Below are 26,331 nucleotides of genomic sequence, written 5' to 3'. Positions count from 1 at the left end.
AGGGACAGGGGAGAATCGCTGTATGGACTGATTTTTTTGCTGGCCAAACATATATTTGGAAATTACGCGATATTTTTTAAGGAAATAATAAAAGAGCAATTACTTCACGTTAAAATCCGGTGTACAGTCAATGTCATTGGCGATAAGATTGTCGCAAGGGCGTACAGCTTGAAGCCTCCCGCCCGGCGGTTGAAGAGTTCGTACCTGGCGCCTGCGCTTCCTGATGGAGATAAGAAAGGCGTATTGCTTGCATTTTGAGAGGAAAAGACGAAGTCACAATAGTGTAGAGCCTGCGAACGGAGTGGGATGAAAACAGGCCCATAAATATGGTGAGATTGGGGCTCGCTGGGCTTTCACAATCTCACCGTTTTCTTGATTCAGTAAGTGGCCATGTCTGCAAATATGAGCCGATACCAATTAAAGTTCATATACGGCCAATACATTGAAGCATAACCTGCACAAACTCAGAACAGAAAAAATACACTGTGATTCAGTTTGTACGGGTTATACAATGCACTTCTTGCGCTCTTCGTGGTTATGAATATTGATACTGACTCGACACTTGCCTTGTCTCGTCGCCCTTCGCCCAGCGGTAACGAGAAACTTTTGATTTGTTTTTATCTTGTTCTCGATAACGCTGCTTAGAAAATGGTATCCGCAGCGATAAATTCGTAACCAAGATTCTGGATACCTTCGATGATTTGCTGAAGCCCCTCAACACCAAGATCAGGATGGTAGAAGAAACTGGCATAACCATCGCGAACAACCAGAGCTTTTTCCGCATGGCGGATAAGATCTTCAGGATATAATGGTCTGTAGCCATCAAAAGGTTCAGGTTCGTAATAGCCTATGTTTTCAGGAACAATCTTGTAGCCATACCTGTCGTTATAAATGGGATAAGGAAAGAATTGTCCCAGCATATCAAGGGATGTCACGTACCATGGTTCATGCCGATGTTTCCAGAAACAACGTAAAAAGGTCGGCTGGATGGAATCTTGACTGTCGACAAAGTAGGTCATCCGTCCATAATGGATTGAATAGAGATTTTTAATACCATAATAAGAGTTACTGCTGGCTGTGTAATGGGGGGCTTCCCATGCAAAGGCCTTGCAGCCAGTGCGTGAGAGTTCGTAATAGGCTCCAAGCATTTTCTTGTATGCCCAACTCCTTGAGTCTTCGGGAAGTGGTGAGACGAAATTGAGTGAATTGTCCGAATTCATGGTGACTCGATAAAATTCAAAATCATTTCCACTTATTGCGTCATACGGGTTTGCTGCAAATCGACTCTGGTGTGTCTTGCCATGAGCAACAAATGTAACATTTGGTTTGGATCGATAGTATTTGTTGTACGATAGCCTGCGTAAATGACTACCAATATCTGAAGAACTGAGACGAGACCATGTCTCACCATCGTAATTGTACGAGATGGTGGCAACGGAATAAGGAATGTTAACAGTCTCCAGATAGTCGGTTATTTCTTTGAGTGCCTCCAGGTCAGTGCCTGGCCCTACATCTTCCAGGCGCAGGAGTGCGTAATGTTTTTCACTGGCATCGGTCTCCAATATTTCATGAAGCAGGTCAGAAAAAGCAAGGTATCGGTCTTCTTCTGAAAAATACATGAATGGTACATCGCCGATAAACCATAAGTTATCAGATTGGATCATGTACGGTTCTTCACCAGCCTCTTCATTTATTGTCGAAAAAGTGGTTGCATGGGTATTTACCATAGATGAATCATTTATAATAATTTTGTTCAGTTCAGTTGCACAAGCATAGGTATTGCCTCCTTCTGAGGTGCACCCATCCAGGCTGGATCCTACATTGGCAAAGGTAACCACGCCTTTATTAAGGACTGTGTTTTTATAGTTAACTCGATTGTAGCCACTGTTTTCAGCGGCAAAATACGAAAATCCATATTGTTCGTTGAGACTTGAACCCAGAGTTGCCAGGGTCTCGTCAAGAAGCCACAAATTATAATTCATCCAAACAACGGTGGCATCTGTGGTGGCTGCATCTTCTAAAAAGGTTTGATATCTGCTGTACTCTGTTGACGTCAGGTCATAGTATGACGGTTCGTTAAACGTCGTTCCTACATAAAATGTAGCCAGCTTGTTATCCATTTCTCCTTCACGATATTCAGTTACCGGCTTTGAAGTAATCTCAACATCAAAATGGCCAAGAAGATTTCTGAGTAGTATGGCGTTTGATAACCCCGTATCTGCATATTCTCCCGCGCTATCATAAAGAATCAGAACCCTGTCCTGCGGGTAATGGCAATGCGCATGATTTTCCTGGCAAAATACGGTGAGTAACACTAGCAGAGCGGCAAGGTATGGCCATATGCCGGCTCGCTTTTTTTTGTGTAATGCATTCATTTCTTCCTCCTTTTTCAGTCAATGACATCAGGCAAGACGCCTGGGGTTGCTTTTTACGATATTTCTTAAAAACACTCTGTTACCATTTGGGGGTAAGCGTTTGCTTGGGTAAGTCGAGAGATATCCGGGATACCTGCACAATTGTCTGGTTATTGGTCTTTGCGTTTTTGTGACCAGGAGACAATGATATCTGTAATTCTTTTTGAGGCCTGGCCGTCACCAAATGGATTTTCACATGAGGCCATCTGGCTATAGAGGGCAGAATCCGAAAGTAACGCCTGTGTTGCTGAGAAAATGGTTTGTCTATCCGTGCCCACGAGCTTGGCCACTCCGGACTCCACCGCTTCCGGTCGCTCCGTTACTGAGCGAAGAATGAGAACAGGGGTTTCAAGAGATGGTGCTTCCTCCTGAATACCCCCGGAGTCGGTTAAGGTCAGGTGTGCTTTTTCAAGGACACGTATAAGTTGTCCATAGCTAAGTGGTGGAGTGAGTAAGACGCGGGGGTGGTTGATCAGTACACTTTCAACAACTTCTTTTACCTTGGGATTCGGATGAACAGGAAGCACAACAGCAACATCTTGATATTGATCGATTATCTGGAGAACTGCTTTGCAGATATCATACATGGGAAAGCCCCAGTTTTCTCTCCGGTGGCAGGTTACCAGGATTAACCGTTTATATTTCCCTGCAATCTTGGCGTAATTGGGTATTGTATCGATAGCTGGTGCCTTAAGGGCAAGTTGCTGGACGGCATCAACCACCGTATTACCTGTTACAAATATTTTTTCAGCAGCTATGTTTTCCTGAAGCAGGTTCTTTTGAGACAAAGGGGTTGGAGCAAACAGTAAGCTTGCCAGGGGGGCTATGAGTCTTCTGTTTGCCTCTTCAGGGTAGGGATTGAAGAGATCATGACTCCGCAATCCGGCCTCCACGTGACCAATGGGAATCTGGTTGTAGTAGGCTGCCAAGGCACCTATAAAACCTGTTGTTGTATCACCATGGACAAGGAGAATGTCTGTTTTCTGCCCGGCTAGCACCCGACCGAGATGGTTGAGATAATGAGAGGCCTGCCCTGAAAGAGAATAGTCTGCAGGTACCTCATCCGTTATAGGTGTAGCATCTGTTATATCAAAGCTTTTCAGGGCATTGGTGCACATATGTGTATGCTGGCCTGATAGAAAAACCTTTGGAGTACACCGGTCATCTTTTTGTAATGCTTGAATGACCGGAGCCAATTTTATTGCTTCAGGACGAGTCCCGATAAGGACAGATACATGCGTTTTTTTCCATACCTCTGAATTGGCGTAAGGGGCGGTATTTGGGGCCATGACAACTCCTTAAAATGTATTTGAAAAAGTTTGGGGAATGCGTAGTGGGTGTATGCCTTTGAACGAATTTCGGTCCAGTAGTGAATTATCGCTGAAACAAATTATTGTTTCAGTGTGTTGGCTGTTATTTCAACAGGCCATCGAAAATGCTGGCTACAGAAAAGGTTTTGTATGAATGCATTGCTGGTAACGATTCATCCATCTTGAAGAGAGGTCGTGTGAAGATTTTCCTGGAAAGAGATGATCTGGTGCGGAAAAAACGGTCAACGTGGAGTCAAAATACCGGCGTGCGAGTTGAAGCTGTTTATTGACCCTGATAAAATTTGCACTTATGGTCGTAAAATGTTCCTGTTCATGTGCTATATCAAACAGTTCCACTATCATTGCAAGCTGTTTACCGGCTGGAACAGGAACTTTTGAGAGTTCTTTGAGGTAAGGGATCAGGGCAGCTACCGTCATTTTTTCCGCCCCGATTCCATCCTGGAGAAGAAAGGTAGTAATGTGAGTCTGAAGAAGAAGTTGATTGATAAATGCGGCCCATTTTTCCGGAGACATGGCACCACTTACAAAGCCAGAAATTAGAATTTCCTTATCTGGAGTCAGTGTAAATAATGTGGAGGATATGCTTTGAAGATAGTGGAATAGCTTTTCCTGTTTTGCAGCGGATTGCCAGTTGAGATCATCTATTTCGTCACTGATATACCAGCCTTTGACGGTCTCACCGCTTGGGTCTATCTCGCGAATAACATCAAGAAGTGCTTCCATGCCCTGGTTAAAAAAGGCAATACGTCTATTGAGGTAATTGTCGAGTTGTTCATCGGCGTGGGGAGGCAACTGTTTCCAGAAATCTGGATCATAGTGCAAACCCAGCCAGACCGAAAAACCGGCAGATTTTGCTGATTGTAAAAGGGCGCGCAGGTAAGGGCGGTGTTGTTGGGATACTCTCGTGTCCTGATAAAAGCTTACGTCATCCCAGCTTGTCCATTGAACAATAATCTGTGAAAAGCCCAGTTGGTCGAGCTGATCCCAAAAGAGATGCCAATCTTCGGGAGTGTAGCTGTTATATTTTTCCCAGGGTTGAAAAAAGGTTCTCTCTGCAGCCCGGGGCTGACACTCATGGGCATACACAGGTTGTATGAGCGAAAAAAACAGCAGGTTCAAACAGATTATGAGAATAATATTGTATACTTGTCGCATATGCTTTTCTCCTAAAAACCGCTGATGCGCAAACCAATAAAACTTCGAAATTCTTCGCCAATATTGCCGTCCAACACTTCGGTTCCCAATCGAATGACAAGCTCGCTGTCCTGGCGAGTGCCTGTATATCGGTCCTGTTGGGTGAAGAGTGTCAGCGCCAGGCCAACTCCTGCCTCACCATCAGTTTCAGTGTCGTTGTCTTCGGTGTATATACTTGCTGAACCATAGAGAAAGGGAGTGAGATAGGTGGCAGATGAAACGGGAAAATTTCGACCGTAACGTATTCTGCCTGAGGCAGCATAGTCGTAAGTCCCTGTTAGGCTGGAGCTTGCTTCCAGATAGGTATGTATATAGTTGTGAAGATAATCTGTTGATTGTGGCTGATTCCAGATGGCTTGACTATATGAGTGGGAAGCGCGAAGCAGCAGGTCGTTTTGAGAAGGTTCTTGCAGTGAAAAAAGGGATTCTGCAGCCAAAATTAGATTGATTTCGCCCCATGGCTTTATACGTATTCCGAGAACGCTCTGATACGGTGAGTCATCATTGTGACGAATGGAACCGTTATCGATCCACATGACCCTTGAGTAGAGTTCACCATACGTTTCTCTGGTTGACCAGGTAAATGGGCGGTACCACATTTCTGCAACACCATAGGCGCGTGACGCTGAAACTTCTCCTATATCCCAATTGGGTTGATATTGATCAGTATCGTGTAGGTTTACCCCAATACTGAGTGAATATCCCCATACTTTAGAAAGTTCAGCAATGTCTGCCTGCAAGGATCTGACAAGGAGGTTGGTCTCAGCTTGTTCACTTTCCATCGCTGATTGCTTGTAAACCATGTCCAGAGTAGCACGGTAATGGCTGAGAGCCTCTGTTGTATTGCCGACCTCTTTTTGTGCGCGGGCCAGTGAGGCGGCAATGGGAATATTGTGTGGGTAGTGTCTTTGGGCATGCTGAGCTGTTTGCAGAGCTTCTGGATATTGTTGTAGCGCCTGATAACAATAAATAGACTGGAGCAAAGCAATTTTATCCTCTGGTTCCTGCTCTAAAACTTTTTGTGCTGCCCAGAGGGATTCCTGATACATGCCTAATTTATAGCTGAGCATGCTCACGTTTCGGTATCGTTGTTGCGAGGGCGTCAGAGACAAAGCCGTGTAGAGAGTTTTCAATGCCTCGCTTTCCTTACCCATCTCTTGATAGAGAGCAGCCTGTTCATCCAGCAAGAGCAGCTGGTCATGTTCATTATCTGGAGAAATGTGTTGGGACAGCAGGGCTGCCTGTTGGGTTTCACCTTGTTTTCGGAGTGCTTCCAACAGGCCGAGCTGGTTCGTTGTGCTCGGCTCAAGTTTGACGGCTTTTTGCCAGGCTTTTGTTGCCGTGGCATATTGTTTTTGATGAACTAAGGCCTTGCCCAGCAGATAATAGAGAGTAGCAGCCTTTTTTGGCTGGCTTCCGTAATGCTCCAGTAATTCATGTATAATTTCCACAGATACAGTGCTTTGCTGTTCTTGAAGTAAGCTGTGTACCAAAGCAAGCCCTGCATTGTATGATTTGGCCTGTTTATATGCTGTGTTGAACCAAAGGGTGGCTTGATGTGTCTTATCTAAATCCTGGCAAAGATAACCGATGTTGCGAGCCAAAATCGGGTCGGGTTTTTCCAGGTATTGTAGTGTCAGGTAATCCAATTCCCGGTGAAATAATTGTGCACTGTGAGCAAGCTGTGCTGCTTTGAGAAGAATTGCTTGAGAGGAATCAGTACCCAGAAAGAGATCTTCCAGGCATTGTAGTGATAAATTGAGCTCTCCTTTGTTTTCCAGCAGCGAGCAGTGCAAAAGAGACATCTCAAGGTGTTGTTGCTGGTCAAGGCCAACCTTTGGTACCTGTTGCAGGAGACACTCGGCTTTATCGTAATCCTTAAGATTCCATGCCGATTTGGCCGCGAATATTGCACAATGTGCAGAGACCTGGCTGGCAAGAGCACGTTCGTAGAGATTGAGTGAATATTTATACATCCCGCGATTAAATGCCAGATCTGCTCCAAACCGAAACAAGTCAGCTATCTGTTGACTGGTTTTGGAATGGGTGAGTTTATCCAGGATTAAACAATATTTATCCAGGTAGTTTCCAAGATTTACAGTATCTTTCTCGGGAACTGTTCTAAGGAGTAACTGTATATAGCGGAGCTGATCAGGTGGTTGTGCTTTCTCAAATGCTTCTTGATTTCGCGTTTCGCTGAGTATGCTATGGCTTTTTTCAATATTGTTTCGGTTAATATGGTTTTCAGCTCTCTGCAGGGTTATGGTGCGAAATACTGTTGGATCAGTAATCAATGATTGTGCTGTTTCCCATTGAATTTCTGCTTGATCAAATTGTTTAAGTCTAAAAAGTAACTCGGCGTAATTCAGTCTGTATTGCATATTGTCTGGGTGGAGCTCAACCAGGTCTCCAAAAAGTGCCGATGCCTTATCAAAATTTCCACTTTCCAGATAAAGATAGGCTAACGCCGTATGAATATTTTCTTTCTCTTCCCTACCGAGGAGGGCATCATGAAGAGCCTGTTCCAGATCCTGTGCGGCAGCTGGCAAATTTTTTTGCTGCAGATATGCAAAGCCACGAATTGTAAGGGCCGGGCCAAACTCTGCTGCCCGTTCAAGAAATGCAGTTGCCTCTTTAACGATAACTTCCGCTTCCCTCAACTCTGTCAGAAGTTGGAGCCGATACCATAATACTTTCAGGTTGGTGCTATCTGCTTGTAAATATGTCTCGTAAAGTGCAAGGGCTTGTTCTTTTTTTCCCCTTTCGAGTAAGCGGTGTGCTTTGTCCAGATAAGGGTAGGACCTTTTATCCTGCCAAAAATGAGCAATGCCAGATTGTTTCTGCAGCTGTTCAAGGCGCTGGTCAACGGTTAATGGAGCCTGGGCAAGACCCGATATACTGAAGCAACAGCAACAACTCACAGCAATGAGTATTTTTTTCCAGTGTAATTGGGAGATTAAGGTGCCGGTCATGATGAATATGGAGAAGTATGGACTCCATGAATGTTTCGAGTATATCCAGGGAGCGGTGAATTTTTGCTTTCGCTGAATGGTTGGTGAACCTCTTCATCTGGGAAATCGTGCGTTGTCTTGTCCCAGCCGATGGTTTTTCCTGTGATGCAATGGGTAAGATATATTTTGATGGCGCGTACTGTAGCCAGATAATTGATAAGCGCTCCCCAGACATACCTGGGCGCTACCAGTGGTACCTGGAGCCATCCGTAACATTTCCAGGTCCAGAAGGAGCGTTGAACAAGCCTGTATACGAGAATGGCAATATTGACGTGCACCAGCGTCCAGAAATAACTGTCCTCAGGGAGGAGAGGGGGCATTCGGTATGCTTCTGGAAATAGATTTTCGTAACAGGTACAAGATGAAAAAATCAGCGTAGCAAGAAAACCAGCAACCACAGCGTGGCTAAAAAAGAGAGTCTTACGGTCGCGCCAATAGAGAAACTTCACCAGTAATGGGCCTTTCCAGCCTAATGATGCCCACCCTTGAAGCGATATGCCTATAATCCATCTGGTTTTTTGGCGAACAGCTGCCCAGAATGTATTGGGGAAAAGCTCTCTTGTGGCAAGAATTTCTGTACGGCCATGGTTCTGCCGGTTCGGCAACTTGGTGTGAGCAAAAATCTGTTTGAATCCCGCACTGCTCAAACGAAAACTGAATTCATAATCCTCTGTAAGAGAAGATGTATTAAATATTTCGCCATGTTCCTGTGCGTATTCGAGGACTCTTTTTGAGTAGGCCGTGCCCACTCCCGCACCTGGAACAACATGAGCAAGATACTGCCGTGCCTTGACTTCTTTGCTGTGTACTTCTGCAAACTCATCCATGTAATGTCCGCCTGTGAGGTCTTTCCACTCACGAGGCAATGAAAGCACAGGAATTTGAATAAGATCGTATTCTGCAAGATAATGATTGTATAATTTCAGGCTGAGGGGATGAACCACATCTTCTGCATCATGGAGGATGAATCCTTTGAAATCTATTGAATTTTCATGACCGAATTCTTTGATGGCCTGTATTACTGCATTTAAACAATCTGCTTTACAGGTAGGGCCGGGAAGAGGAGTTACGACTTTATGTACATTCTCATAGCGGCATGACAGCTGTTCTGCTTCCCGTTGGGTATCTAGGTCATTTGGGTAGGTTCCAATAAAAATGTGGACATGGCTATACTGAATGGTTTGAACAATTTTGCTCACTGAGGGAAGAAGAATGCCGGCCTCCTGCCATGCTGGCAGCATAATGGCCAGATACTGTTCTTCTTCTTTGAGCAGAAGGTTTTCCGAAAGGGCGTCATCTCTGGTTTGTCCTCTGATACGTCGATATGCGCATGTTATACAATAGTATAGATCAAGAAGCAGGTCGTCCACAGCTGAGAGGGTAAAGGTGGTTACAGCCAGGATAAACAGAATTTGCGCTGTTAAAAAAAGAATAATGAAGATGTCAGTTGGCAGGAATGATGCCGTCAGATTAGTGAAAAATGATGTGTTCATGCTTACAGACCATTGTGGGAGGGACGCGTATAGGTAAAGTGACGGGTACCGCGTATTGGCAAAAGGCAGCCGGATAACATACAAACACTCCATTTGAGTTTAATGGCTTAATGATGTCTGATGGGTTCTGCAAAAAACAGTGTGCTTTTAGAGTTCTTTTTCCAGGAAGGAGTGACTGTTAAGAATAGATCTCAGGGAGTTTTTCTGGAAAAATGAAAACATCTTATTTACTGTGTCTCTTAAGTAGCATTATGTGTAAATTAATACAATAAAAACAGTGTATTAACGGTGGCGCTTTAAGGTTTGGTCTAGGAAAAGTCGTTCTCTCGCAATGATTATTTCCAAAAAAGAGGTGTGCATTTTTTTTATCTAAATACAATAATGTAACTCATTTTTTGGACTTGAGCCGGACGTGGTGGCTTTGGAATGACAATTGTGCCGGAAAGGTTAATGTAGCTGTTTTGTATCGACTGACAGACAAGCCCCAATTCAGGATACATGCATTGCAGTGGTCCCAGGTTTCAATCTGTTTTTATGTGGGGTGTCGTACCTGGTCACTGGTGCTTCAGATTTGTGCAAGCGAAGACTTCGGCAGGCTATTTATGCGGGAAAACTCGATCGTGCAAAGAGGTAAGCGACCATCGGGAGACTCAGTGGAGTTGGTGATGAGTTACGGAGATGTTCCAAAGGGTTGCAGGAAACCTGCTGAGGTCAGGAAGAAGGGATGCTGAAGTACAAATTAAAAAATGGTATTGGAAAGAGTTAAAAATGTATAAACAGGTGGATAGGATAAAAAAGCCTCTATGATGAACTGAAGCTCACAGCAAGAGTATTCAGTGGCTCATAGAGGCTTTATACATCACAGCAAGAAGAGCAAGCAGGAACTCTTTTCCTGTAATCAGATTGAATAATGTTACTGGATTTTCACGATAACCCTTCCTTTGTTCTTGCCTTTCAATATCATGTTAATACGTTCATCCAATGACTCAAGGTTTGGAAGTTCTGTGGTCATAGCTTCCAGGGTATCGAGTTTCCAGGAGGTTGCCAGCTTTTGCCAGACAAGTAGCCGTTCCTCGCTGGGGCAATTTACGGAATCAACTCCAATGAGGCTTATCCCATTGAGAATAAAGGGATAAATGGAGGAGCTGAATTCACCGGAAATAATGTTGCCGCAACAGGTAACTGTGCCTCCATACTTCGTTGCTTTAATGGCAGTGGTGAGTACATTGCCGGAAACTGTATCAATTACACCTGCCCATCGAGGCTTTAGCATTGGTCGACCGCTCGTGTCGTCTACTTCACTTACCGGGATAATATCTGTGGCACCCAACTGTTTGAGATATTGTGCTTCATCAGGTTTAGTCGTGGCAGCTGTTACCTGGTAACCTGCACGCGCCAGAATGCCTACTGCTACGCTCCCCACTCCACCTGTTGCACCTGTGACTAAAACTGGCCCGTTTTCAGGCTGAACACCGTTTTGTATTAATTTGTAGCAACTCAATGCAGCTGTAAAACCTGCAGTACCGTAGATCATACTTTCACGCAGGCTCAGTTTCTCTGGGAGTTTGACTACCCAATGGGACGGAACGCGAATATATTCTGCAAATCCACCGGACGTATTCATTCCAAGATCATAGCCGGTAACAAGTACTGCGTCTCCAGGGGCAAACGCGTCAGTCTCACTTTGTTCTACCACGCCTGCGGCATCAATACCCGGAGTGTGAGGGTATTGTCGAGTAACTCCTTTATTCCCGGTGGCAGAAAGGGCGTCTTTATAGTTGAGTGAAGAATACGAAACTTTAATCAGGACATCCCCGGCTGGCAACTCGTCGATATCTCTTTGGGTTATGGTACGCGTGAATGTTTTGTCAGCCTCTTCTGTGACCAGCATGGCCTTGAACGATGTGCTCATTGTTCCCCCTCATGTTTGTGAAATATTTGTGCAGCTGTAAACGTTACCTGTGTAACTGGTGTGACCAGTCGTCTTAATTTGCAAGGGTTTTCTGTTGAATACACTGGGCGGAGTGTATAAATGAGTTGAACTGTTTGTTGTATTTTGTTGATTTATGGTTGTTATTGTCTTGTGAAAAATATGAATGTCATGCTGGTTCCTATGATGATGATGAATCCTCTCAGGATCCTATCAGGAAGACGCATGGCCCATCGTGCACCAAAATACCCGCCAATAGTGGATGCTGCCATCATGCTCAGTGCCTGGGGCCAGACGATAAGCCCAGCCCAGATAAATGTTAGCACTGAAACTATGGAAAGAATCAGGGATAACCCGTTTTTTAATCCGTTCATCAGGCCCATGGAGGTTAAGCCGAAGGTAAGAAAAGCTGCCAGAAGAATAATGCCAAGTCCACCATTAAAGTATCCTCCGTAAATACAGATCAAGAAAAGAAAAACGTGTTGAAATCGTCCTGTATCTTTCGATTGATCTTGCAGCCAGGTCGCTACAGACTGCCCAAAAGCAAAAATGAGTGTTGCAAAAAGAAGCAGCCAGGGAATGAGGAATGAAAAAAACGTATTGGAGGATATAAGCAAAAGAAGTGAGCCGATGAGGCCGCCTGTAGCAGCTATTGTAACGTAGAGATAAAGATCCTTTCTATCCATTTCTCCCAGATGATGCCGATATCCTATGGCAGCTCCGAGGTAGCCGGGAAAGACAGCCAATGTGCTGGTGGCATTGGCAGACACAGGCGGAATGCCTGCGTAGATCAGTGCAGGAAGGGTCAGAAATGTACCGCCGCCAGCAACTGCATTCAGTGCTCCTGCCAGAAATGCGGCAATAATCAGAAAAATCCAATCCATGTTAGCCCTTTTTTGTGTGTCTTTCTTAATGATCTGCTCATGAGTCACCAATGTTTCTCTTTGCAATTGGAACACTGGTTGGCTGTTAAATATGGTAGCTGTATGCAGGCAATATACATGTCGGCTAGGAGTCTGTCGGAGAAAGCTCTTTTTTCCCCATATTTGTGTTATTTTCAGAAAACAAATGCTCGCAATATCAATCATATGGCCGTGCTTGATTTTCTGAAAATGCCTTAACCTGAGAAAAAATAGCAATTCTCCGACAGACTTCAAGTATGTGGCCATTGATGTTCTTCATTGCGCTTTTTCAATAGAAGAAGCCGCCCTGTGGCGTGTTATATTTGTTTCCTGTTATTGAGGGCAATGTTGTTATATAATTTTTGTATTGTGATATGTGTGGCCGCTGGCATTTTTCATGTAGTCATCGAGGCAGTAAGAAATAAGGAATGGACGAAAAAACATTGTACAATAAACAGTTTATGCTTTTATGTTGCATTACTTTTCTGGCTTTATGTAACACTGCCGTTTATTTCAACCTGCATCCATATCTGATGGAGTTAGGTATCACTGCTCGCCATGCAGGCTTTTTGATAGGTCTCTATTCATTGGCGTCCATGTTTTTTTATGCTTTTGGAAGTAAATGGATTACATCCTCAAACAGTTATGGGTGCATGTGCCTGGGATTACTTATACTTTGCGTGTGCGGTAACTCGTATATGCTGGTCAGGGAAAGCTGGCTCATCGGGTTGATTCGTATGGGAAGCGGTTTTGGCTTATTTTTAGCCATGGCATCGACCATGGTTGTATTGGTGCAGTTGATACCGCCACACATGACAGGCATTGGATTCAGTGTATTTTCTGTAGCAATGCTTTTGCCGTACTCCATAATGCCTGCAGTGACAGAACTCGCTTCTCCTTGTATTGAACAACCACCTCAATTGTACTCCCTCACAGCTCTGTTGTTGCTTCCCGCAGCTGGATTTGCGCTGTTTCGTAGCCGGCAGCAGAGGGCAGCAGATGGCCAGAAAAAAAGCAGTACAGAAACAACTCACCTTAAAAAGCTTCGTGAAAAGAATATTCGCAGGCCAACCATTCGTGGACTGCTATGGCTCAACGGTAGTTATTTTACAGTATTTTCTTCTCAGTTTTACCTGCTCAAGGGATTTGCCACCCACTATGGCATTCATCACCCAGGATACTTTTTCACCATTCAGATGGGGGTTATGATTGCGTTGCGTCTTACTGGCAGTGGACTGTTTGACACCGTAAATAAGGCTTGCCTTGTTCAAATAGCACTTTTTTGTATGGCTGCAGGATTTGGTATGTTGCCTTGGGCAACCAGTTCCTTGTATTTTTTTATGCTTGCCATACTTTTCGGTATTGGTATGGGGTTATGCGTGCCGCCTTTGAACGCGCTGATGTATCAACATTCGGTCCCTGAACTCAGGGGGTACAATGCCAATATGATGATGTTGGCAATGCATTTTTCCAGCTTTATAGGCCCGTATATAGGTACCTGGCTTATAGTAGGCGGTGGATATAATCTTTATTGTTTTGCCGCTGTCTGTCTTATGCTCACGGGTATATTTGTAGTACAGCGCCTCTATAAAAAACAGAGTAATTCCAGCCGCTGACCGATCCTCTATCACTGTAAGTTCCGGGCCACGGAAAAATAAAGTATCCAATCTTGCTGCTATACTGCTTCATTTGGGGAAAGTTAGTATTTCCCGCGACCCTTGGTCTATTCCGTCACATCTTTGGTGCCGGAGAAGCTTTCCCAAAAGGGGTATGTGGAACACAGCAAGACAGGCAACATGCATTACTCCATCCCTGACATAACACTGTATATCTCCTGTAAAGCTTCGCTACTGGGCTGTTGCAGAAAAAAGCCTCTACCACTGCGTAACGCCATATCGGAAAATGTATTTTCTTCGATGTTTATGTCAATAATTATGCCGCCTTTGCTGAAAACTTGAGCAGCCACCTGGTTGGGTAGGTTGGTTGCCCCTGAGGTGCCGACGATAATAAGCAGGTCTGTGTCTTGGGCTGCTTGAATTGCGCTGTAAAAATGATAGTGGTGCTCGTTGTAGCTTTCATCAAAAAGGAGAATGTGCGGACGACTACGAGCGCCGCATTTAGGGCATTTAAGGAACTGCCGATCAGTTTCGGTAAACGGGGTATCCTTGTTTTTGCCCGGAACTTCTTCCGGAATGGGATATACATCAGGCGTACAATCCAGGGCGCAGCGCATGAACGCAACATTGCCGTGGATCTGCATGGTTTTTGTAGGTGAACTCCCTGCTCGCAGGTGAAGTCCGTCAATGTTTTGAGTTATCAGAGTAAAGCGATTTTGCAGCAATTCTTCCAGGTCAACCAGAGCGTAATGTCCAGCGTTGGGTTCTGCAGTGGAACATACCCCCAGTCTGTACAGGTACCATCGCCAGACCTCTTCGGGATACCTGGAGAACATGTTGAATGTAGCCATCTCCTGGGGATGATACTCTTTGGAACCAAAAGTCCAATACCCTTCCGGTCCCCTGAAAGTAGGAATGCCACTTTCTGCAGATATACCTGCACCAGTCATGACCGTGACTTTTTTTTCAGAATTTTGTCCGTATTCCCTTAAAATATGGGTGAGTTGCTGGTTCATAGCGCAGTTCCTCTCTGTAATAATGGAGATACACAGGACAAGCTGTTTTTATGGAATGTAATGAAGTTATACCACGTTCTTTCAGTAATACAAGTTCTGTGCTTCTCTGAGGGAAAATGTAGCTGAGCGTTGCTTTATCTGTGATGTATCAGCTCACAGGACATTGGGCTTTTCGCAAACAGAGTAGCGCACCGTATAGGTTATATCTGAGCCAGGCTGACCTCAGAAAGACCAATTTTCAAGCGGACTGTAGCCTTTTGCATCTGGGTTGAGGTCGCTCACTTAGTGTCCTGTGAAGGTTTTTACGCGTCAATATACTTTTTCTGTAATTATATCTGGTGTTTGACCAAATATTATGAGATATATCCTAGGCGCAATGTGACAATGTTTGCCGGGGAAAAAAATGCTTTTTTTTAAGGGGGCGAAAAATTGTAACTCTCCAAAAAATGAATAGGATATGAACTCATTCTCATGACGGTGAAACACCAACAAGATTGGATAATGTGTTTTTTCCGCAGCCCTGAATCAGGTATCCTGTTAACTTGTTCCATCATTTCGTTCTGCGTATAATGTAACTTTTAACACTCTGTGCGGATCGATTACCAGGTGATGCTTAGGGCCACGGAAAATAGAAATTATCCAATCTTGCTTGTCTCTCAACTCGGTTTATTATTTTTCGCGACCCTTAAAATAACGGAAATAGGGAGCAATACAGGCTGTGAAGAAAATAATAAAACAGATTTTAACTTCCCGTGTTTATGAGGCGGCAGTGGAAACATCGCTTGATGAAGCTGTGGCTCTGTCCCTGCAGACAGGAAATAGAATTTTGTTGAAGCGTGAAGATCAACAGCCTGTTTTTTCTTTTAAAATACGAGGTGCGTACAACAAAATAGCACACCTTGATCCGTCGGAGCGAGAGAGAGGGGTTATTGCGGCTTCAGCAGGTAATCATGCTCAAGGCGTAGTTTTTGCTGCCAGAAAGCTTGGGCTGAGAGCAATTATAGTTATGCCGGTTACCACCCCACAGATAAAGATTGATGCTGTTAAACGATACGGTGGCGAGGTCGTTTTACATGGTGACAATTATTCTGAAGCCGCTGAACGGGCTGTTGAGCTGGTAGAGAAAACTGGTATGGTGTTTATTCACCCCTTTGACGATGAACTTGTCATTGCAGGACAAGGAACTGTGGCAGATGAAATTCTGCGCCAGAATCCCGGCCAGTTGGATGCGGTTTTTGTACCAATAGGTGGAGGTGGTCTCATTGCTGGTATGGCAGCTTATATAAAATCGCTAAGACCTGAGATTCAGGTGATTGGAGTTGAGCCTTTTGACAGTGACGCCATGGATAGGTCTCTGAAAGAGGGAAAACGAATCAATCTTGACTGGGTAGGAGTTTTTGCTGACGGTGTTGCTGTGAAAAAGGTGGGGAAGCTTACCTTTGATATGTGCCGGCAGTACGTAGATGAGATAATTCGAGTCAGCACAGATGAACTCTGCAGCGGTATCAAGGCCGTATATCAGAGCACTCGATCCATTGTTGAACCTGCAGGTGGGCTCGGCATGGCAGGTTTACTTAAGTATATCCGTTCTACAGGCTGTTCCGGAAAAACTCTTGTTGCTGTTAATTCTGGTGCGAATATGAACTTTGAACGTCTGCGTTATGTCGCAGAGCGCACCTTGGTCGGCGAACAGCAGGAAGCCTTGTTTGCGGTAACCATTCCTGAGAAACCGGGCAGTCTGAAACGGTTTTGTCATGATATGGTTGGTGATCGTAATATAACAGAGTTCAACTATCGTTTTTCTTCCAGAAAGGAGGCCCATATATTTGTGGGAATTTCCATTCGGGAAACCAGTGAACGGAAAGTTTTCAGCGAGAGATTGATCGAAGCAGGCTATCACAATATCGATCTGACTGAAAACGATCTTGCAAAAACGCATATTCGCTATATTGTCGGGGGGGGATCAAGTGAGCTAAAGGGGGAGCGCATTTTTCGTTTCTGGTTCCCGGAAACACCTGGAGCGTTAGTTCGATTTTTAGATACTACAAAAGGTCAGCGTAATATATCGTTGTTCCACTATCGTATGCAGGGTGGAGATTTTGGTCGTGTTCTTATAGGCTTTGAATGCGGTCAAGATGCAGCCGGCGAGTTGGAGCAACGTTTGGATCGATTGGGGTATAGATATCTGGAAGAAACACATAATCTAGCGTATAAGCTTTTTTTGTAATCCTGGATAAACGTGCCAAACTGACAGCCGACATCTCATTTTTTCTATACCTGTGCAAACAGTAGCGTACAGCTTTGACAGATAGCGGGGGCTGTCTTTCAGATAAGGTCTGTAAATGGGGCCTGGAAGGGGGGATTTATGTCTCATAAACCAACATACGAGGCACTTGAACAAAGAGTCAGGGAGCTGGAGAAGGAACGGCTGGCATGGCTTGGTGCCGAAGAAGCCATGCTTCGCAGCGAAGAACGCTATCGTATGATTTTCAATCATTCACCTTTGGGAATTGTTCATTTTGACCAACAAGGCATTATTCTTGATTGTAATGAACACTTTTTAGAAGTCATGGGTGCACCAAAGGATAAGGTCATTGGGTTCAATATGGTGACCTCAGGCGCGAATAAGGAAATGCGGCATGCTGTCCAGAAAGCGCTTGATGGTGAGTTGGGAGTGTATGACGGCGAGTATTGTTCCGTTACCGGGGAAAAACGTACCCAGCTCCGAGCCATCTATAACTGTCTCACAACCGAGGAAGGGAAGTTTCTCGGGGCAGTGGGCCTGTTTGAAGATATCTCTGAAACCAGACGTGCCGAGCAGGCACTCAAGGAAAGCGAACAACGTTATCGCACCTTGGTAGAGACCATGAACGAAGGCGTTATGATTCGAAATGAACATGAACGTATAACCTACGTGAACGAGAGACTCTGCCGAATGTTGAATCTTTCCAGAAATGATATATTGGATCATTCATCCATTGAATTTCTGGATGAGGAAAACCAGACCGTGCTATGGGGGGAAAGGCAGAAGAGACTTCAAGGTGTACATGAACCTTACGAACTTACCTGGACAGCGAGTGATGGGCAGAAGATTATAACAATTATGTCTCCAAGGCCAATCTATGACGAGGAAGGCATGTTCAGGGGTAGTTTTGTCATAATAACAGATATAACAAGCCGTAAAAAAGCTGAAGACGCACTGGCAAAACAAGCCCGGGAATTGGAACGATCAAATTTGGAGCTGGAACAGTTTGCCTACGTTGCTTCTCACGACATGCAGGAACCCCTTCGCATGATCGCCAGCTATGTGCAACTTCTTGCTCGACGCTATAAGGGCAAGCTCGATGAAGATGCGGATGAATTCATAAATTTTGCGGTGGAAGGTTCAAAACGCATGCAGACCATGATCAACGATCTGCTTGCTTATTCGCGTGTTGGCAGGGTCAATGGTGAGACACAGTCTGCCAATTGTGAAGAAATTTTCGAATGGGCTAAAGAAAATCTGGGAACTGTCATAGAAGAAAATCAGGCAGTAATTACCCATGACTCTCTGCCCACCCTGGTCGTCAGTGCAAGTCTGCTTGGGCTTCTTTTCCAAAATCTGATTGGCAATGCTATCAAATTTCACGGGCAAGCTCCACCGGAGATTCATATATCCGCCGCATTGGTCGATGAAGAATGGCTCTTTACCGTACAAGATAATGGCGTCGGTTTTGAGTCGCAATATGCTGATCGTATTTTTGTTATATTTCAACGCCTTCATGGCGTAGGTGCCTATCCCGGAACCGGAATAGGCTTAGCTATTTGTAAAAAGATTGTCGAATATCACGGTGGCAAAATCTGGGTTCAATCAACCCCAGGCCAAGGTACTACGTTCTATTTCACCATTCCAGCCAGCCAAGGAAATTAATAATGACTTTTAGAAACCAAGGGTTACCAGTGGAAATCCTCCTGGTAGAGGATAATCCTGGAGATGTGCGTTTGACCATTGAAGGGTTGAAAGAAGGTAAGGTCAGGAACAATCTTTCCGTAGTGGAAGACGGCGTTGAAGCGTTGGCTTTTCTACGCAAGGAGGGCAAGTATAGCGATGCCGTACGCCCGGATTTAATCCTGCTTGATTTGAACCTTCCCAAAAAAGACGGGAGAGAAGTTCTTTCAGAGATCAAATCCGACAACGACTTATGTCGTATACCTGTAGTTGTGCTGACAACGTCCAAGGCTGAACAGGATATTCTCAAGGCGTACAGCCTGCACGCAAACTGTTATATTACAAAGCCTGTAGATCTTGATCAATTTATTGCCGTTGTTGAATCCATTGAAGACTTTTGGTTTACAATTGTGAAGTTGCCCAGAGATGCCAGTCAATGAATTCGCAGCGTGTAGTTGTACTTCTGATTGAGGATAATCCTGCTGACATTCGATTGATCAGGGAACATTTTTCAGAATGCACTCCCGGCACTTTTACGTTGAACATTGTCGAATCTCTCAGAGCCGGTCTTGAAATTCTGGGAAAGGAAGAGGTTGATGTTATCCTCCTGGATCTTTCTCTTCCTGATAGCCAGGGGTTTGAGACGTTTTTAAACGTTCAGAACAGGTATCCGGAAATTCCAATTATTATTTTAACTGGGTTTGATGACGAGGCTCTTGCCATTAAAGCGGTGAAAGAGGGGGCCCAAGACTACCTTTCAAAAGGGCATGTAAGCAGTCATCTCCTGGCAAGATCCACGCGATATGCCATAGAGCGTAAACGAACAGAAGAAGCCCTGCGAAGAGTTGGCGATAAGTTGGAACTCCGGGTTCAGGAACGTACTGCAGAATTGGAAAAAGCCAATGAAGAGTTACGTCGTGAAGTGCTTGAACGCCACAGAGCGGAAAAAGCTATTCTTGTCAGTGAAGAAAAATATCGACGTCTCTTTGAAGATTCCAGAGATGCCATTGCCATTGTTACCCGAGACGGGGAGTTTCTTGATATTAATCAGGCAGGGCTGGATCTGTTTGGTTATTCACGCTCTGAACTCATGGCAAAAAATATTGTCCAGCTTTATGTCAATAAAGATGATCGGAAAAGATATAGGGAATTCATAGAGCGGCATGGTTTTTTGCGTGACTACCCTGTCAGGTTTGTCAGAAAGGATGGCAAGCAAATAGATTGCGTACTGACCTCGGCTCTTAAGTATTCCCCTGATGGTTCAGTTTTAGGTTATCAGGGTATATTCAGAGATATTACAGACTATAAAATGGCAGTACAGGGTTTAAAAGAGAGTGAAGCCCGTTACCGAGCTATTGTGGAAGACCAGACTGAGCTCATTTTTCGCACCTTGCCTGACCAGACGATTACTTTTGTTAACCAGGCATTTTGCCGATATTTTGGCAGGAAGGAATCGGAGATGCTCGGCAACACAGTGTATCCTGTCCTGTTTGAAGAGGATCGGGATAAGGTCAGAGAGCATGTTGCTTTTTTGGATGCTGACACTCCAGTGGGAACCATTGAGCTCAGAGTCGTGAAACCAGATGGTACCATCCGGTGGCAACAATGGACCAATCGCCTCATTGTTGACAATAATAGGTGTCCAAAAGAAGTGCAATCAGTGGGACGTGATGTGACAGAGCAAAAGCAAATGGAAGAGGCATTGCAGAAAAGTTCTGAACAAATTAAATTTTTTGCTTATTCCGTTTCCCACGACCTGAAAAGTCCTGCAATCAGTGTACACGGCCTCACCAGACTTCTTCACAAACAATACAACGGGGCTTTGGATGAGCGTGGAGTAAACTATCTTGAACAGATTTTGAAATCATCTGAACAGATTGTGTCCCTGGTTGAAACAATTAATCTGTATATATCCACAAAGGAAGTTTCGCTTTTAGTAGAGCGTATTAGTCTGAACAGGATTCTCCAGATTATTAGAGATGAATTTGCAATACGATTCAGTATCCGTTCCATTCGCTGGCTTGTCCCCGACTCTTTACCGGAGATCTATGCTGATAGACTTGCTTTGTTGCGAGTGTTGAGAAATCTAGTTGATAACGCGTTGAAGTACGGTGGTGAGAATTTAAGTGAAATTTCCATCGGGTATGAGAATTCTGGTTCGCACCATATTCTTTCTGTTCGAGATGACGGTGTAGGCATTGGTGTCGAAGACAGCGAAAAGATCTTTGACCTGTTTCAACGCAAGGAGGAAACAAGAAATATTGAAGGGGCGGGCCTGGGATTGGCGATCGTAAGAGAAATTGCCGAGCAACACGGAGGCACTGTCTGGGCAAAACCGGTGCCCGATGGAGGAAGCATATTTTTTATATCCATTGCCACCACATTGCCTAAGGTAAAGGCCTGAGAGAACGCTTTCAGCGTTTCTCCTCCTGGCACAAAGCAAATCTCTCAGGTTTTTCATATTGACGTTAAGTCTGAGTGGCATATCACCTATGGGTAGCTTATGTGTAAACCGGTACTACATAAAGGAGAATGGCAAAAAACTGGAAAATTGTTCCTCCGAGAACAAAGAGATGCCAGATTGCATGATTAAATGGGAGTGACCTCCAGATGTAGAAAGGGATACCGAACGTATACCAAAGTCCTCCAATCAATAATAACCAGAGTCCTCCAGGAGGGACAGAGGAGAGCATGGGCTTGACAGCTAGTATGATAGTCCACCCCATAATGACGTAAAGTCCGATGGTTATATACCTTAGTTTTTTAGGGAGAAAAATTTCAAGCAATATCCCCAGGACTGCAAGTCCCCAAATAGACCCAAAGATCGTCCATCCCAATGGACCTCTCAGGCATACCAGGGTAATTGGCGTGTAGGTCCCTGCTATCAAGAGAAATATTGAGGAGTGGTCAAGTACCCTGAAGACTGCTTTTGTTTTCTCTCCCGGTATGGAATGGTACAGCGTTGAAATTGAATAGAGCAGAATCATTGTGCCACTGTATATACTGCATGAAACAATATGCCATACAGAACCAAAAGTACTCGCAAAAGAGGTAAGTACGCCTAATCCGGCTATGGAAAAGATAATGCCGATACCATGGGTTATACTGTTGGCAATTTCTTCATACAGACTGTAGCGTGGAAGTGCAGAAGCTTGAGATTTCATGATGTTTTAACACTGAAGTGTGTATCTTTCGTATTGAAAAGAAAAGGTTACCAATAGCTATAATCAGCTTTTCTTAACTTGTCACCGTCACTTGTGTAGATATCAATACGTTCGGCAGAGCTGACACACCGTTTCTGACCAACTATAGGTAGCTTGGGGATGCTGAAATTTTTCGGCAGTCCCAAGCTCTGATCTCAGAGAGAAAAATTTGAGTGTATGTCTTTTGTGATTTTGTTTCTCAGAGAAACATCCTGATTTCGAGCAAGTTCTGGTAAGTTCCCATATATGCTTATTTTATCGTCTTTTACTGCAAGTATCCCGTGAACTCCCTGGATGTTGCCAGCTTGGTTGAGCACCTGCTCCAAGTCATGAATTGTCTGTATGGAATTACATACCAGGGTAGCTACGGAATCAGCCAGGGCTGCATTTTTAGCTACGACTGTTGCCAGATCGCATTTTCCAAAGGACTGAGAATGCCCCATAATACTTGATGAACTGCATAGAGCTAAAGGCAGATCTGTGGGGGATAATTTGAATGCAAGTTTATCGCCGATGGCATTGTTGCCTGCATATAAACCTATGGTAACGGGTTGCTGGCTATACAGGAACATATCTCCGCCATTTTCAACAATGGCCTCAGTTGCTCCAGATTCCATGGCCGCTTCTACTCCTATCTGGGCGAGAGTTCCAGCCACAGACGCCATGGGGCCAAGCCCTGTCAACTGCGCAGCATCAGCCATACGCTGCGCACTGACCGGAGGCATATCAAGCAAAGATATTGGAACAAGAGAGTGTTGAAATTCCGGATGTCTGCGAATGTATGCCTCCAGAGCCCTACGCTCCTTTAATATGGCCTGGGTAATACAGTCGAACTGATCACCGGCAATGCGAAGGTTGGTATCTTTCCAGCTGAATGAGCGAAATGTTCGCATATGAGTGCAATATTAGAAAGCAGATGAACAGACACCGAAGGGACAATTGGTGATACAGGAGAGACATTCAATACACTTTTCCTCATCAAACTGTACTTCCCGGGTGTTTGGATCTGCAAAATGGAGTGCAGCTGTGGGGCAATGGGACAGGCAATTTCCGCAGTGTGTACAGCGTTGCCCTTCCCAGTGCACTGCCTTTGCACCGGTATGGATGATGACGTCAAACCCTTCCAGGTATTGAAAGGCTTTTGCAATGTTTTCTTCCGTCCCTGTGACCTCCAGTGAAAGGTGGCCTTCTTCCTCAGGTGTCACCTTTGCCCGAAAAATATTTATGGTCAGATCATAATTGCGTATCAGGTGGCAGATAATAGGTTTATCGGTCTCGCTTTTGGGGAAATAGAGATAAATTTTCTGGGTTTTCATTTTGTCGGCCCCTGTATGTTGAGCGCCTGCATACTCTGGTTAAGAGGTAAGCGCTGGCTCGCTTCGGAAAGTAAAAATTTTCCGTCCTGTATTTCTGCCTTGAGCAATTCACAAATTTTCAGGGCCTTATTATAGGAAGACATGGAGGACACCTTGACTTCTTTTCCCTGTATTTCAATGGTTCCTGAGCGTAGCTGCTCATAGGTACATTTTTGCAGAACTTTACCGGTCTTCTGAGGGTAATCGTGGGCGTAGTCGATAATGCAGGCGGAAATATCCCTGTCCCGAACCGTGGTTCGCATGAGTATTTCTTCATTCAGGATGGGGATGGGAATGCCTACTCCAAGTGCCAGAGAGACTCCATATCCTTTCAGGCTGACCCCTCGTACAAATTCGGACTGCATTTTTTTCATATCACCACTGAGTGCAAGGGTGCCGGCTCCTTCTACTGGAACGTCATTGTCGCCACGTTCGACCTTGGAGCAATGTTGCGTGCCTTCTGCATAAACGATACCCCGTGCGCCAGCCAGCCATATGGACGTCCCTATACCTATGGTCTGGTAAAGCGGATCATTCAGCAACGGGGATAACTGACCGGCGGAGCTATAGGTCAGATTACGTATACGTGGCTTAAGAATACCCAAATAGGTATAGATGGTTTTGTCTGAGGTATTGGTGGCAACATTATAATTTTGATAGCAGTTGCGGGGATTACTCATAATGGCCTGGTTCAGGTCATTAATATCGAACATGGTCCTGATTTCACGTCGAGGATAATCATCGGTACCATAAGAAAGCCCGAACAGTTGCAGTTTTTTTCCTGCAACAAGGTCTTCTATTACATGGCCGCCACCATACCTGAACTCACCAGGGTAATACATGTTGGCAGGGTCGTTGTGGCGGAGTTCTGTGGCTCCCAGGTATACGTCGACGGCTGCAATACCACAGTAGGCTCGTACATCTTCGATCCAGGCCTCGGAAATACGCATTTTGGGTGTGCTGTGGCCGAAGTTAAGAAAACACCCTGAAGAACACATGGGGCCAAAGGTTGCTGTTGTAACCACGTCGATTTCTGCTGCGGCTTGTTCAACGCCTTTTTTATCAACATAATCTATAACTTCTTCGGCAGTAAGAACCACCGCTTTTCCTGAAGCAATTTTTTCATTTATTTCAGCATAGGTTTTTGACATACACAATACTCCACTGGGTTAGTGTCAGTTTGTTTATCATGAATTTTGATCGGAAGACAGATGAATCCTGATCATGGTTATCAGATGTGATGTATGAATCGTATCAAGATTTCATCATTGATGTGACACTAGATTAAGCAACTCTCTCCGTTGACCCTGCACTATAGGCTGTCTCTGAAAAAACAGCAAGGGGCAGCATACTGGCTGGAGAAAAAGAAGGCAATAACGAAGACGTGGTATATGCTCTGCAGAAGAGTGGTCACATCATTTCGAGTCTGGCAACAAGGCTTGTTATTAGTGAGGTGTAGAGAAATGATATGATATTCCCTGGGGTTACATCAGGATTAGTCAAGGCTTGAATGGCAAAGAACTTTGCAATTTTTTTAGAATGCGGTAGGTTGCACCAGGTGTGGTTGATGGCTGATGAACTCCAGTGAAACAATAATGTAAATATTCAATGCTTCCAATACGTTCCATAAAAATGACACGAAATATTCTATGTTTTCTGTGTGCAGGTATAATGTACCTCTTGTGCACTGGAGGCATGGCATGGACAGAAGAAACCAGTTTTCAGCAATGGCTTGAGGATTTTTATCCTGTTGCGGCAGCACAGGGTATTACACGCGAGACCTATGCTCAAGCCTTTGCCCAGGTTCAGTTTCCAGATCCCAAGGTGATTGCCAAAGCAAATTTTCAACCGGAATTCAAATCAACCCTTTGGGATTATCTTGATGCCCGTGTAAATCCAAGATCTGTGGATATGGGGATAAAAATGAGACAGCTCCACTCCACCACATTAACGCGAATAGAACAACAATTTGGGGTACGACAGGAAATACTTTTAGCTATCTGGTCCATGGAAACCAGTTATGGGCGAATATTGGAAAAAGAATCCAGGTTGCATTATGTTCCACAGGCACTGGCAACCCTTGCCTATGCAGATAAAAAGCGCTCCAATTTTGCCCGTAAACAACTTATCGCCGCCTTGCAGATCTTACAGTCAGGCGACGTTGAACCTTCTGGGCTTAAAGGTTCATGGGCGGGAGCAATGGGGCATACCCAATTTATTCCAACAAGCTATTTGGCGTATGGTGTTGATATGGACGGTGATGGGCGGCGAGATATCTGGAATACTATTCCCGATGCCCTGGCAACGTCTGCCAATCTGCTGGAAGACAATGGCTGGCAAACCGGTAAGACCTGGGGATATGAAATAATAGCGCCTGATAACGGCATCCAGTTTGAGGGACAGACCAAAACCCTGCGGCAGTGGACCGATTTGGGCTTTATTCGCACAAGAAAGAGAGCTTTTCCGCGCCCTGCAGACAAAGCTGAGCTCAAATTTCCTGCAGGGGTTGAAGGGCCGGCATTTCTCATGCTGCGTAATTTTTTTGTTATCAAACGCTACAATAACTCAGATTTTTATGCCCTGGCAGTTGGCCTTCTGGCTGACCGGATCGGCGGAGGGGGCAGAATGGCACAAGCCTGGCCGCGACCAGCGGGCGCCCTGAACATCGATGAAAAATTTGCCTTACAGAAATGCCTTAAAGAGAAGGGGTATTATAATGGTGAAATTGACGGTTACGTAGGTAAAGGGACTCGAAACGCCATTCGTCTGGTCCAACGGCTGAACGGCATGCCCCAGACAGGAGAACCGGATCGGGAATTTTACCGATATATATGTAAATGACTCAGCTTCCAGATGGAGAGTTCATTTGGCGGAGATCTGACCTCTCTTTTTGCTAAATGGTGTCCTTGCTCCATGAAAACAGTGCGTTTTTTTATGG

18 protein-coding genes are annotated in these 26,331 nt (G+C 44.8%); 6 read left to right on the top strand and 12 right to left on the bottom strand.

Features of this window, described 5'->3' with window-relative positions:
• Window positions 1-641: 641 nt before the first annotated feature.
• The 7 genes from G493_RS0107790 to G493_RS0107755 form a co-directional block, all read right to left on the bottom strand.
• Window positions 642-2,375 carry a DUF2334 domain-containing protein gene (locus G493_RS0107790; RefSeq protein WP_028579924.1) on the bottom strand — a complete coding sequence of 578 codons (1,734 nt, stop codon included), beginning with the start codon at window positions 2,373-2,375 and terminating at the stop codon, window positions 642-644.
• Between the two features lie 149 nt (window positions 2,376-2,524).
• Complete coding sequence (gene wecB, locus G493_RS0107785) at window positions 2,525-3,703, bottom strand: non-hydrolyzing UDP-N-acetylglucosamine 2-epimerase (protein WP_051309122.1); 1,179 nt, start codon at window positions 3,701-3,703, stop codon at window positions 2,525-2,527.
• 153 nt (window positions 3,704-3,856) lie between these two features.
• Entirely contained in the window at window positions 3,857-4,900 is a 1,044-nt protein-coding gene (locus G493_RS31940; protein ID WP_051309121.1) for a DUF4434 domain-containing protein, read from the bottom strand.
• 11 nt (window positions 4,901-4,911) lie between these two features.
• Entirely contained in the window at window positions 4,912-7,911 is a 3,000-nt protein-coding gene (locus G493_RS0107775) for a tetratricopeptide repeat protein (RefSeq protein ID WP_028579922.1), read from the bottom strand.
• Complete coding sequence (locus G493_RS28355; protein WP_051309120.1) at window positions 7,908-9,443, bottom strand: glycosyltransferase; 1,536 nt, start codon at window positions 9,441-9,443, stop codon at window positions 7,908-7,910. The genes G493_RS0107775 and G493_RS28355 overlap by 4 nt, the downstream gene beginning before the upstream one ends.
• Window positions 9,444-10,356: 913 nt before the next feature.
• A complete protein-coding gene (locus G493_RS0107760; protein ID WP_028579921.1) occupies window positions 10,357-11,355 on the bottom strand; it encodes a YhdH/YhfP family quinone oxidoreductase in 999 nt (332 codons plus the stop codon).
• 161 nt (window positions 11,356-11,516) lie between these two features.
• Window positions 11,517-12,257, bottom strand: coding sequence for a sulfite exporter TauE/SafE family protein (locus G493_RS0107755; protein WP_028579920.1), 741 nt, complete (start codon window positions 12,255-12,257; stop codon window positions 11,517-11,519).
• A 446-nt stretch (window positions 12,258-12,703) separates the two neighbouring features.
• Here G493_RS0107755 and G493_RS28350 point away from each other — a divergent pair, with 446 nt between their 5' ends.
• Window positions 12,704-13,891 carry an MFS transporter gene (locus G493_RS28350; RefSeq protein WP_051309119.1) on the top strand — a complete coding sequence of 396 codons (1,188 nt, stop codon included), beginning with the start codon at window positions 12,704-12,706 and terminating at the stop codon, window positions 13,889-13,891.
• A gap of 185 nt (window positions 13,892-14,076) precedes the next feature.
• On the opposite strand, the gene G493_RS0107745 is transcribed toward G493_RS28350, so the two are convergent.
• Window positions 14,077-14,907 carry an SIR2 family NAD-dependent protein deacylase gene (locus G493_RS0107745; protein ID WP_028579919.1) on the bottom strand — a complete coding sequence of 277 codons (831 nt, stop codon included), beginning with the start codon at window positions 14,905-14,907 and terminating at the stop codon, window positions 14,077-14,079.
• Window positions 14,908-15,625: 718 nt separating this feature from the next.
• Between G493_RS0107745 and ilvA the strand changes: the two genes are divergently transcribed.
• The 4 genes from ilvA (at window position 15,626) to G493_RS0107725 (ending at window position 21,239) form a co-directional block, all read left to right on the top strand.
• Window positions 15,626-17,134 (top strand): threonine ammonia-lyase, biosynthetic, encoded by a 1,509-nt coding sequence (ilvA, locus tag G493_RS0107740; RefSeq protein ID WP_028579918.1) that lies wholly within the window; start codon window positions 15,626-15,628, stop codon window positions 17,132-17,134.
• Window positions 17,135-17,272: 138 nt separating this feature from the next.
• Window positions 17,273-18,817: a sensor histidine kinase gene (locus tag G493_RS28345; protein WP_051309118.1), complete on the top strand. Its 1,545-nt coding sequence runs from the start codon at window positions 17,273-17,275 to the stop codon at window positions 18,815-18,817.
• A gap of 2 nt (window positions 18,818-18,819) precedes the next feature.
• Entirely contained in the window at window positions 18,820-19,275 is a 456-nt protein-coding gene (locus tag G493_RS0107730; protein WP_028579917.1) for a response regulator, read from the top strand.
• Window positions 19,272-21,239 (top strand): PAS domain S-box protein, encoded by a 1,968-nt coding sequence (locus tag G493_RS0107725; protein ID WP_028579916.1) that lies wholly within the window; start codon window positions 19,272-19,274, stop codon window positions 21,237-21,239. Before G493_RS0107730 ends, G493_RS0107725 begins: the two co-directional genes overlap by 4 nt.
• Before the next feature lie 97 nt (window positions 21,240-21,336).
• Here G493_RS0107725 and trhA read toward each other — a convergent pair whose 3' ends face one another.
• The 4 genes from trhA to G493_RS0107705 all read right to left on the bottom strand — a co-directional run bounded on the left by trhA (window position 21,337) and on the right by G493_RS0107705 (window position 24,544).
• Complete coding sequence (gene trhA, locus G493_RS0107720) at window positions 21,337-21,999, bottom strand: PAQR family membrane homeostasis protein TrhA (protein WP_051309117.1); 663 nt, start codon at window positions 21,997-21,999, stop codon at window positions 21,337-21,339.
• A 194-nt stretch (window positions 22,000-22,193) separates the two neighbouring features.
• A complete protein-coding gene (locus tag G493_RS0107715; RefSeq protein ID WP_028579914.1) occupies window positions 22,194-22,931 on the bottom strand; it encodes a UPF0280 family protein in 738 nt (245 codons plus the stop codon).
• A 12-nt stretch (window positions 22,932-22,943) separates the two neighbouring features.
• On the bottom strand, window positions 22,944-23,354 hold the full coding sequence (locus G493_RS0107710) for an NIL domain-containing protein (protein WP_028579913.1): 411 nt from the start codon (window positions 23,352-23,354) through the stop codon (window positions 22,944-22,946).
• Window positions 23,351-24,544, bottom strand: a complete 1,194-nt coding sequence (locus G493_RS0107705) for a homocysteine biosynthesis protein (protein ID WP_035273952.1) — start codon at window positions 24,542-24,544, stop codon at window positions 23,351-23,353. Before G493_RS0107705 ends, G493_RS0107710 begins: the two co-directional genes overlap by 4 nt.
• 544 nt (window positions 24,545-25,088) lie before the next feature.
• On the opposite strand from G493_RS0107705, the gene G493_RS0107700 reads away from it, so the two are divergent.
• On the top strand, window positions 25,089-26,234 hold the full coding sequence (locus tag G493_RS0107700) for a lytic murein transglycosylase (RefSeq protein ID WP_232363732.1): 1,146 nt from the start codon (window positions 25,089-25,091) through the stop codon (window positions 26,232-26,234).
• Window positions 26,235-26,331 lie beyond the last annotated feature (97 nt).

Source organism: Desulfogranum japonicum DSM 18378, from assembly GCF_000429945.1.
Lineage (GTDB): Bacteria > Desulfobacterota > Desulfobulbia > Desulfobulbales > Desulfobulbaceae > Desulfogranum > Desulfogranum japonicum.
The sequence above is the reverse complement of the archived record's forward strand: the minus strand, read 5'-3'. Positions and strand labels throughout refer to the sequence as shown.